Here is a 9,329-nt window from a genome sequence, read left to right on the forward strand (position 1 = left end):
GATGAAGAAGTTCGGCGGCATGATCTCCGTGCAGTTCAAGGGGGTGGTCAGGCCAGCCATGCCGTTGCCGGCATCCACCACAACCTTCAGCGGCCGGGAACCGCGCAGGTCCACCAGGGACCGCAGGTACTCCGCGTAGCCCTTGAGGACGTCCTGCACGCCAATCAGGCCAGTGCTGCCGGCCGCGGGGATGGTGCCGGCGTTGAGGTATTCCTCGGCGCGGGCCTGGATTTCCATGAGCCCGGTTTCGGAGGAGATCGGCACGGCGCCGGCCTTGGCCATCTTGATGCCGTTGTATTCGGCCGGGTTGTGGCTCGCGGTGAACGTGGCGCCGGCGGCGTTGAGGGCCCCGCACGCGTAGTAGAGCTCGTCGGTGGAGATCAGGTCCAGCAGCTGGACGTTGGCGCCGCGGGTGGCTGCGCCGTTCGCGAAGGCTTTGGCGAACTCGGGGGAGGAGGGGCGCATGTCCCCGCCCACCAGCACGGTCTGCCCTGTGAGTTCCAGGACGTCGACGAAGGCGGCACCGACAGCTTCGACGATCTCCGCGGTGATGGATTGCCCCACGATTCCGCGCACATCGTAGGCCTTGAACGAGGTCGAGAGGTCAAAAGTCTTTGTCTTGTCCGTAGTCACGCGTCTTATCTTACGTTGCGGCCCTGACGCGCCGGCCTGTCCGCACCGTTGTCTACACGCCTGGTTTGTGCACATAGCGGGTAACGGCTTCGTGGCTGTCGGAGGGGGCTGGGATACTGAAGCAATGGCCAGTAACCAGAACGCCCTTTCCAGCACGGCCCTAGCCGGCACCACATCCTCGACCCGGGAACAGGCCCAGAACGTACTGCGGGAGCTCGTGGGCCATCCTGAAGCCGAGTTCCATGACGGCCAGTTCGAGGCCATTGAGGCCCTGGTCGACGGCGGCAGGCGGGCCCTGGTGGTGCAGCGCACCGGCTGGGGGAAGTCGGCCGTGTACTTTGTCGCCTCCCTGCTGTTGCGCCGCCGCGGCGCCGGGCCCACCCTGATCGTGTCCCCGCTCCTGGCCCTCATGCGGGACCAGGTCGCGGCCGCGGCGCGGGCCGGGGTGCGGGCGGTGGCGATCAACTCCGCAAACCAGCTGGACTGGGACACCGTTCGCGAGCAGCTCGCCGCCGATGAAGTGGACGTCCTGCTGGTCTCGCCGGAACGACTCACTAACCCGTCCTTCCGGGAAAACCAGCTGCCCGAGCTCGTCCGCCGGACCGGGCTGCTGGTGATTGACGAGGCCCACTGCATCTCGGACTGGGGCCACGACTTCCGCCCCGACTACCGGCGCATCGCGGACCTCATCACGCAGCTCCCGGACACGGTCCCGGTGCTCGCCACCACCGCCACGGCCAACTCCCGGGTGGTGCATGACATCGAGGAACAGCTCGGCAAGGACGTGCTCACCATCCGTGGCGCCCTGGGCCGGGATTCGCTCCGGCTCGGTGTCCTGACCCTGCCCGATTCCCGCGAACGCCTCGGCTGGCTGCTGACCCACCTGCAGGATCTGCAGGGCAGCGGCATCATCTACACGCTCACGGTCTCGGCCGCCGAGGACACCGCCCGCCTGCTGGCCGAGGCGGGGCACGAGGTCCTCGCCTACACCGGCCGCACGGACCCCGCGGACCGGGAACGCGCCGAGCAGCTCCTGAAGGACAACCAGGTCAAGGCGCTCGTGGCCACCTCCGCCCTCGGCATGGGTTTCGACAAGCCGGACCTCGGCTTCGTTGTGCACCTGGGCGCGCCGTCGTCGCCGGTGGCGTACTACCAGCAGGTGGGCCGTGCCGGCCGTGGTGCGGCGAACGCCGACGTCCTGCTGCTGCCGGGATCCGAGGACCGCGACATCTGGCAGTACTTCGCCACGGCGTCCATGCCGTCCGAGGAGAAGGCTGCCGCGGTCCTGACGGCCCTCGCCGAGGCAGGCACGGCGGTGTCCACGGTGGCGCTCGAGGCCCGGGTGGACCTGCGCCGCACCCCGCTGGAGCTGCTGCTGAAAGTCTTGGCCGTGGACGGCGCCGTCGAACGCGTCGGCGGCGGCTGGCGTTCCACGGGACAGCCGTGGAACTACGACGCCGAGCGGTACGGCCGGATCGCCGAGGCCCGGGTGGATGAACAGGACTCGATGGTCATCTACCAGGACACGGCCGGCTGCCGGATGGAATACATCACCTCGGTGCTGGACGACGAAACGGCCCGCGCCTGCGGCCGCTGCGACAACTGCGCGGGCCGCTGGTTCCGCGCCGACATCGCCGAGGACGCCACGGAGACCGCCGGGCAGACCCTGCGCCGGGCCGGCGTCGCCCTGGAACCGCGGCTGCAGTGGCCCAGCGGCATGGACCGCCTGGGCGTGCCGGTCAAGGGCAAGATCAAGCCGGATGAGGCCCTCGCGGACGGCCGGGTGCTGGCGCGCCTGACGGACCTTGGCTGGGGCGGGGCCCTGCGGGAGGCCTTCGCCGCCGGTGCGCCCGACCGGCCCGTGGACCCGGGCATGCTGCAGGCCTGCGTCCAGGTGCTCCGGGAGTGGGGCACCGGAGATGCCCGGACCGCTGGCTGGAGCGGGGCCGGCCGGCCTGCCGCGATCATCAGCCTGCCCTCCCGAGGGAAGCCGTTGCTGGTGGATTCCCTGGCCCGCGGGATCTCGGAGATTGGCCGCATCCCGTATCTGGGCCAGTTGCAGCTCAACCACGGCGGACCCACCGGCGGCCGCGGCGGGAACAGCGCCTACCGGCTCGCCGGCGTCTGGGACCGCCTGGTGGTGGGACCGGAGCTGGAGGAGGCCCTGGCCGGAATCCGTGGCCAGAGCGTCATGCTGGTGGACGACCTCGTGGACAGCCGCTGGACCCTGACCGTCTCCGGGCGGGCCCTCAGGCTCGCGGGCGCCGGCGCCGTTCTGCCGCTGGTGCTGGGCCAGGCCGGCTGACCTCAGCACCGGCGTGGCGGGGGAGGAGCAGGCTGTCCAGGGTGCTCAGGAGCATCAGGACAGCGATGGCCAGGAACGCCGCCCGGTACGGCGCCGCCGGATCACCGGCGACCCCGGGGGATCCCGCGCGGCTGCCTGCCTCGAAGACCCGCAGCAGGAGTGCCCCGACCGCGATCCCGGCCGCGGTGGCGAGCTGCACGAGCGTCGCGGAGACGGCGTTGGCGGACGGCAGCTGGGCCGGGACGACGTCGGCGTACTGCACGGACGCGTACGCCGAGAATCCGATCGAGCGGAACGCCCCGCTGGCCACGAGCACCGCGACAATCAGCGGTTCCGGCGTGCCGGCGTCGAGCAGCGCGCACAGCGCGAAAGTGGCTGCGGAGGCCAGAGACGCGAACACCAGTACGGGCTTGAACCCGAAACGCCGGATCAGGGGCGTCGTGGCGGGCTTGATCCCGATGTTCCCCACGAACACGGCCGACACCATCGCCCCGGCGCGCAGCGGGTCCCAGCCGAAACCGACCTGGAACATCAGCGGCAGCAGGAACGGCACCGCGCTGATGGTCAGGCGGTACACGAAGCCTCCCGTCGCCGTCGCGCGGAACGTCCGCGTGCCGAAGACGGACAGATTGAACAGCGGCGTGCTGGTCCGACGCATCCAGGCCGCGGCGGCGGCCAGGAACAGCAGGCCCGCAGCGATCGCCGCGGCCGCCAGCAGTCCGGCGTCCCGGCCGCCCATCAATTCCAGGCCGACCAGCAGGGATCCCACCCCGAGCGTGGTCAGGACCAGTCCGAGCCAGTCCAGGCGCCGCGTGCTGTCGCCGCGGACTGGGGGTACCAGGCGCAGCGCGGCCAGGAAGGCCGCCAGGCCCAGGGGGAGGTTGACCAGGAAGATCCAGTGCCAGGACAGGTAGGTCGTCAGCGCTCCGCCCACCAGCGGGGCGAGGACCGGGGCCAGCAGCCCGGGCCACACGAGGAAGGCCGTCGCGCGCAGCAGATCCTTCTTCGGGGTGCCGCGGAGCACCACCAGCGTGCCCACCGGGACCATCATGGCGCCGCCGGCACCCTGCAGGACACGGCTCAGCGTGAGCATGGTCAGGTCCTGGCTGAGCGCGCAGAGCAGTGACGCGGCCGTGAAAATGGCGATGGCGAGGCAGAACACCCGGCGGGCACCGAGCCGCTCCGCGAGCCAGCCGCTGAGCGGGATGCCCATCGCCACCGTCATCAGGTAGGCGGTCATGGTGATGTTCACGTCGGCGGCAGGCACCGCGAAATCGGCGGCGATACTGGGTATGGCGGTGGTCAGGACGGTCCCGTCGAGGAATTCCATGAAGAACGTCGCGGCCACCAGCAGGGCCAGCCGCGGGCTCCAACTGCCCCCGGCCGGGTCCGCGCCGCGCGGGGAGGCGTTCATGCGCGTGTCCCCACGGTCCGGTTCACCCATAGCGCCGGCTCATCCATTGCACTGATTCACCCATTGCACTGGTTCACCCATGGCGCAGGGGTGGTTCCGATTCCAGCACGGCCATGGCGGCGTTGTGTCCGCCGATCGCACTGACGGCGCCGCCGCGGCGGGCACCGGAGCCGCAGAGCAGGATCTGCGGATCGTCCGTGGACACGCCCCAGCGGCGCGCCGGGGTGTCCAGCGGTTCGCCGTCCTCCACGAACGGCCAGTCGAGGCCGCCGTGGAAGATATTGCCGCGGGGCATCCCGACGGCGCGTTCAATGTCCAGGGTGGTCTTGGTTTCGATGCAGGGCCGCCCGTCCGGACCGGTCAGGAGCAGATCCTCGACGGGCTCGGCCAGGACGGAGTTCAGGGAGGCCAGGACGGCCGCCTGCAGTTCGGCGCGGCGGTCCTCATTGTTCTCCGCCGTGACCAGCCGGTCCGGGACGTGCAGGCCAAAGACGGTCAGCGTCTGGGCGCCGACGGCCTGCAGTTCCGGGGACAGGATGCTCGGGTCGGTCAGCGAGTGGCAGTAGATTTCGCACGGCAGCGGCGAGGGCACGGATCCGGCCGCGGCGGTGCTGTAGGCGGCGTCGAGCTGGGACCAGGTCTCGTTGATGTGGAACGTCCCGCCGAACGCGGCCTCGGGGCTCACGGAACCGTCCAGCAGCCGGGGGAGGCGTTTGAGCAGCAGGTTGACCTTGACCTGCGCGCCCTCACGGCGGTGGTTCGGGTTGGTGGCGGCGACCGGTGAAATGCCAAGGGCGCCGGCAGGGGCGCCGGCGGCGGCGGCAGGCAGGCCGCGCAGTCGGTCCAGGACGGCCGGCGCCACATTGGACAGCAGCCACCGGGCAGTTGCCGAGTGGCCCTGCCCGCCGTGGCGGTAGTCCACGCCGCCGCCGGGCCGGACGGCGGTGACGTCCGCGGAGGTGAGGATGGTCGCGCCGGCGTCGCGCGCGGCTCGCTCCAGTTCGCCGGAGACCGCGCCCATGCCGCCGACCGGCACGTCCCAGTCCCCCGTCCCGCCGCCGATCAGGTGGTAGAGGAAGCAGATGTTTTGCTGCAGGTCCTCATCTTCAGCCCGGGCGAAGGTACCGATCAGCGCATCCGTCAGGACCACACCGCGGACCAGGTCGCTGCCCAGCTCCCGGCGGATCGCCTGCCCGATGGGATGTTCGATCATGGCCTCCCACGCCGCGTCGGCCCCGGCCCTGGCGGCGAGGGCCCGGGCGTCGGACCGCGCCAGCAGCGGCGCGGTCATTGTGGGCCAGAGCGCCTCCGTGAGCTGCCGGCACGCGGCGTAGAACGCGGTGAAGGCGCCGAACTCGCCATCGAGAGCGCCGACGGCGGCGAACGACGCGGCCGTGGCGGCCTCGTCCCCGTTGTCCACCAGCAGGGCCCGGCTGCCGTCTGCGGGGTCCGGGGTGTAGGAGGAATAGCGCCGTCGTGCCAGCGTGATGCGCAGGCCGAGGTCGTCGATGATCTGCCGGGGCAGGAGGCTGACGAGGTACGAATAGCGCGAGAGGCGGGCGTCGACGCCGTCGAACGCGTGAGCGGATACCGCGGCGCCGCCGGCGTGTTCCAGCTTTTCCAGGACCAGGACGTCCCGCCCGGCCTTGGCCAGGTACGTGGCCGCGGCCAGTCCGTTGTGGCCGCCGCCGACGATGATGGCGTCAAATTCCGTGTTGCTCGACATGGGCCTATCCTGCCATCCGGATCCGCCGGCGGGCGTGAGGCGTCCGGCCACCGGACGGGCCGGGGCGGGGGACGTGACTGCTGGGGGCAGACCAGCGCGAATGAACGACGTCGATCCGCCCTGATCTGCCCGGGAACGCAAAAGGCCCCGGTCCGAGGACCGGGGCCAAACGCGGAGACGGGGGGATTTGAACCCCCGGTGGAGTTGTGCCCCACACTTCATTAGCAGTGAAGCCCATTCGGCCGCTCTGGCACGTCTCCAATTGCTAATAACTAGCCAACCAAGGATACGCAGAAGGTGCCACGCAGTGCAAAACGGCCCGCTCCAGAGCAACGCGGGGTCAGATCCGGCCCATGCGGGGCCCTCCGGATGGGCACTAAGTGACTCCGCGTTGCTTGGGTGCGGGCCTTACGCCTCGGTGCCGGCGAGGGCCCGCCACAGGAAATGCTGGCTGCGGCTTTGCAGGGCCGCTGCCTGCCGGTTGTCCGAAGCTCCCGCGTGGCCGCCCTCGAGGGCCTCGTGGAACCAGACATTGGGGATGCCCATGGCCTGCATGCGGGCCGCCATCTTCCGGGCCTGGACCGGCCCCACCCGGTCATCCGAAGTCGCCGTCCAAATAAACGCCTCCGGGTAGTCCACGCCGTCCTTGAGCAGGTGGTACGGCGAAAACGTCTTCAGGAACTCCCACTGCTCGGGCACGTCGGGGTCGCCGTATTCGCCGATCCAGGAATAGCCCGCGGACAGTTTGGTGTACCGGCGCATGTCCAGGAGCGGGACCCCGCAGGACACGGCGCCAAAAAGCTCCGGGTACTGGGTGAGCATGTTGCCCACCAGCAGTCCGCCGTTGGAGCCGCCCACGCAGCCGAGCCGCTGACGGGACGTGACGCCGCGGGAGATCAGGTCCTTCGCGACGGCGGCGAAGTCCTCGTACGCCCGGTGGCGGTTGCCCTGCAGCGCGGCGCGGTGCCAGTCGGGCCCGTACTCGCCGCCGCCGCGGATGTTCGCCACCACGTAGACGCCGCCGCGGCGGTGTGTGCCCTCGCCCTCTACGCCGCTGGACTCCGCCGTGCGCCGCTCCAGCCACGCCCGGCCGATCGCGCCGCTGTACGCCGGCGTCCGCGAAATCTCGAAGCCGCCGTAGCCGGAAAGCTGGGTCGGGTTCTGGCCGTCCAGCACCAGGTCCTTGGCGGCCACCTGGAAGTACGGAACCTTCGTGCCGTCGCTGGAGGCCGCGAAGTGCTGCTGGACCTCGTAGCCGGCCTCGTCGAAGAACGACGGCGAGGTCCTTATCACCTCGTGCGTGCTGGTCACGCCTTCGGCAGCCCCGCAGTCACTGTCGCGGGCGAGTGTCCCGCGGGTCAGGGTGGTCGGCGTCGTGAAGCCGGTGGCCACCAGCCAGAAGTCGTTCCCTGCGCCCGGCGCCTCGCCTTCGGTGACCGAGGCGGCGCCGCCGGTACCGTCGTCGTCCGAGCCTTCGGCGTCGTCCTCGTCATCCACCGCGAAGGCATTGACGTCGTGCAGGGGCGGGCAGGCGTCCAGCACGGTGGCCGCCCAGGCGGCGTCCGTGCCGGGGCGCCGCGGATCCAGGACGTGGATCTCCGAGGACACGTCCCGGAGCAGGTTCAGCAGCAGGAAGTCCCGCGTCCAGCTCCAGGACTGCAGGGAGGTGTGCGGATCGGGCGTGAAGAGCACGGCGAGGTCCCGGGAGCCGGCGAGGAAGTCCTCGAAGCCGGCCGCGAGCAGGGAGCCCGCCGGGTGGGTGGTGCCGTTGACGGTCCAGTCACGCTGCGGGCGGAACAGCAGCCATTCACGGTGCGAGCTCAGGTTCACGTCCGCCGGCACGTCGATCTGCACCCACGCACCATCGCGCAGCACCGAGGTGTTCTTCTCGAAAAAGCTGATCCAGTCGACGGCAAACGTGCGTTCGAAGCCCGGTGTGGAGTCGTGGGCCACGATCGCCATCATGTGGTCCTCGGGAATGTCGAACAGCTGCTCGGCCTGGGCCAGGGACTCGCCGCGGCGCAGCTTAACCCCGGTGCGGGCATAGGACGAGGTGGTCCGCGGCAAATCGTTGGCGGTGGTGGCGACCAGCAGGGTGTCCCCGTCCAGCCAAGAGGCATTGCCCTTGCCGGTCGGGAGGTCGAAGCCGCCGTCGGCCGGGTCCACGAAGCCGCGGGCCTCGACGTCGAACTCCCGGTGGCGGTTGGCGTCCCCGCCGTCGGGGGAGAACGCCAGCAGGGCCCGCCGGTGGGGTTCACCCGGGGCCGGGCGGAGGAAGTTGGCGCCGTGGAAGACCCAATCCTGGCCCTCGGCGGCGGCGAGGGCGTCGACATCCAGCAGGACATCCCACTCGGGGGTCCCGGCCCGGTAGCTGTCCCAGCTGGTGCGCCGCCACAGGCCCCTGGGATTGTCCCGGTCCTTCCAGAAGTTGTAGTACCACTCGCCGTGCTTGCCCACCATCGGGATCCGGTCGGTGGAGTCGAGGACCTCCAGGATCCGGCCTTCCAGATCGGCGTAGTCGGCGTCCTCGAGGAGCTCCTCGGTGCGGGCGTTCTGTTCACGGACCCACGCCAGCTGCTCCTGGCCGTAGATGTCCTCCAGCCAGATGTTCTCGTCGACGGGTTCGGGGGAAGTCCCTCCAGCCGGGAGGGCGCCGGTGGCCTCGCCGGACGCGGACGGGTGGTCAGCTTCTGTGGTGGTCATTTTCCCATCCAAGAACATCGGTGCGGCAGTGGCAAGTCACAAGGAGGTCAAGCCGGCGGCCGGGTTGCCGATACGCTGGATGCCGTGGGCATATCTCGAAGCATCCGGACGGCAGTGATAGGCGCCGGTCCCCGGGGCACGAGCGTGCTGGAAAGGCTCCTCGCCAACTGGGCCTTCGCCGGCTCCGCGGGCACCCTGCACATCGACGTGGTGGACCCTTATCCGGCGGGCCCGGGGCACGTTTGGCAGCCCGGACAGTCGCGGCTGTACTTGATGAACACGCAGTCCTTCTATCCCACCGTGGTCCCCGAAGACCCGGAACTCGTGCCGCCCCTGGCCGGGCGCACATTCGACCGGTGGCGCGAACTCCAGCAGGCCCACCCGCACCCTTCGCTCACTGACGACGAACGTGCCGAGCTCTCACGGCTCGGCCAGGCGGACTTCCCCAGCCGGGCCCTCTACGGCCGTTACCTGCGGTCCACCCTCGAGGAACTGCTCACCGTGCTGCCGGCCGGCGTCAGCGTGGACTTCCACGCGGCGACGGCGAC

5 protein-coding genes, 1 tRNA gene and 1 pseudogene are annotated in these 9,329 nt (G+C 70.4%); 2 read left to right on the forward strand and 5 right to left on the reverse strand.

The annotated features are described in order from the left end of the window. A pseudogene (gene manB / locus Y706_RS26935) lies at window positions 1-633 on the reverse strand (phosphomannomutase/phosphoglucomutase); the annotation flags it as partial. 124 nt (window positions 634-757) lie between these two features. On the opposite strand from manB, the gene Y706_RS0120995 reads away from it, so the two are divergent. Next, window positions 758-2,938: a RecQ family ATP-dependent DNA helicase gene (locus Y706_RS0120995; protein ID WP_028278123.1), complete on the forward strand. Its 2,181-nt coding sequence runs from the start codon at window positions 758-760 to the stop codon at window positions 2,936-2,938. Here the strand turns inward: Y706_RS0120995 and Y706_RS26940 are convergent. The 4 genes from Y706_RS26940 to Y706_RS0121015 all read right to left on the reverse strand — a co-directional run bounded on the left by Y706_RS26940 (window position 2,883) and on the right by Y706_RS0121015 (window position 8,781). Continuing rightward, window positions 2,883-4,352: an MFS transporter gene (locus Y706_RS26940; protein ID WP_043436847.1), complete on the reverse strand. Its 1,470-nt coding sequence runs from the start codon at window positions 4,350-4,352 to the stop codon at window positions 2,883-2,885. The two genes, Y706_RS0120995 and Y706_RS26940, sit on opposite strands and share 56 nt — an antisense overlap. Before the next feature lie 73 nt (window positions 4,353-4,425). Then, window positions 4,426-6,078: a phytoene desaturase family protein gene (locus Y706_RS0121005; protein WP_028278124.1), complete on the reverse strand. Its 1,653-nt coding sequence runs from the start codon at window positions 6,076-6,078 to the stop codon at window positions 4,426-4,428. Window positions 6,079-6,250: 172 nt separating this feature from the next. Further along, a tRNA-Ser gene (locus Y706_RS0121010) sits at window positions 6,251-6,338 on the reverse strand. 148 nt (window positions 6,339-6,486) lie between these two features. Then, window positions 6,487-8,781, reverse strand: coding sequence for a prolyl oligopeptidase family serine peptidase (locus Y706_RS0121015; protein ID WP_028278125.1), 2,295 nt, complete (start codon window positions 8,779-8,781; stop codon window positions 6,487-6,489). Window positions 8,782-8,865: 84 nt separating this feature from the next. On the opposite strand from Y706_RS0121015, the gene Y706_RS0121020 reads away from it, so the two are divergent. Then, the coding region (locus Y706_RS0121020) for an FAD/NAD(P)-binding protein (protein WP_162159088.1) at window positions 8,866-9,329 on the forward strand (464 nt) is incomplete at its 3' end.

It is taken from the genome of Arthrobacter sp. I3, from assembly GCF_000520575.1.
GTDB lineage: Bacteria > Actinomycetota > Actinomycetes > Actinomycetales > Micrococcaceae > Arthrobacter > Arthrobacter humicola_A.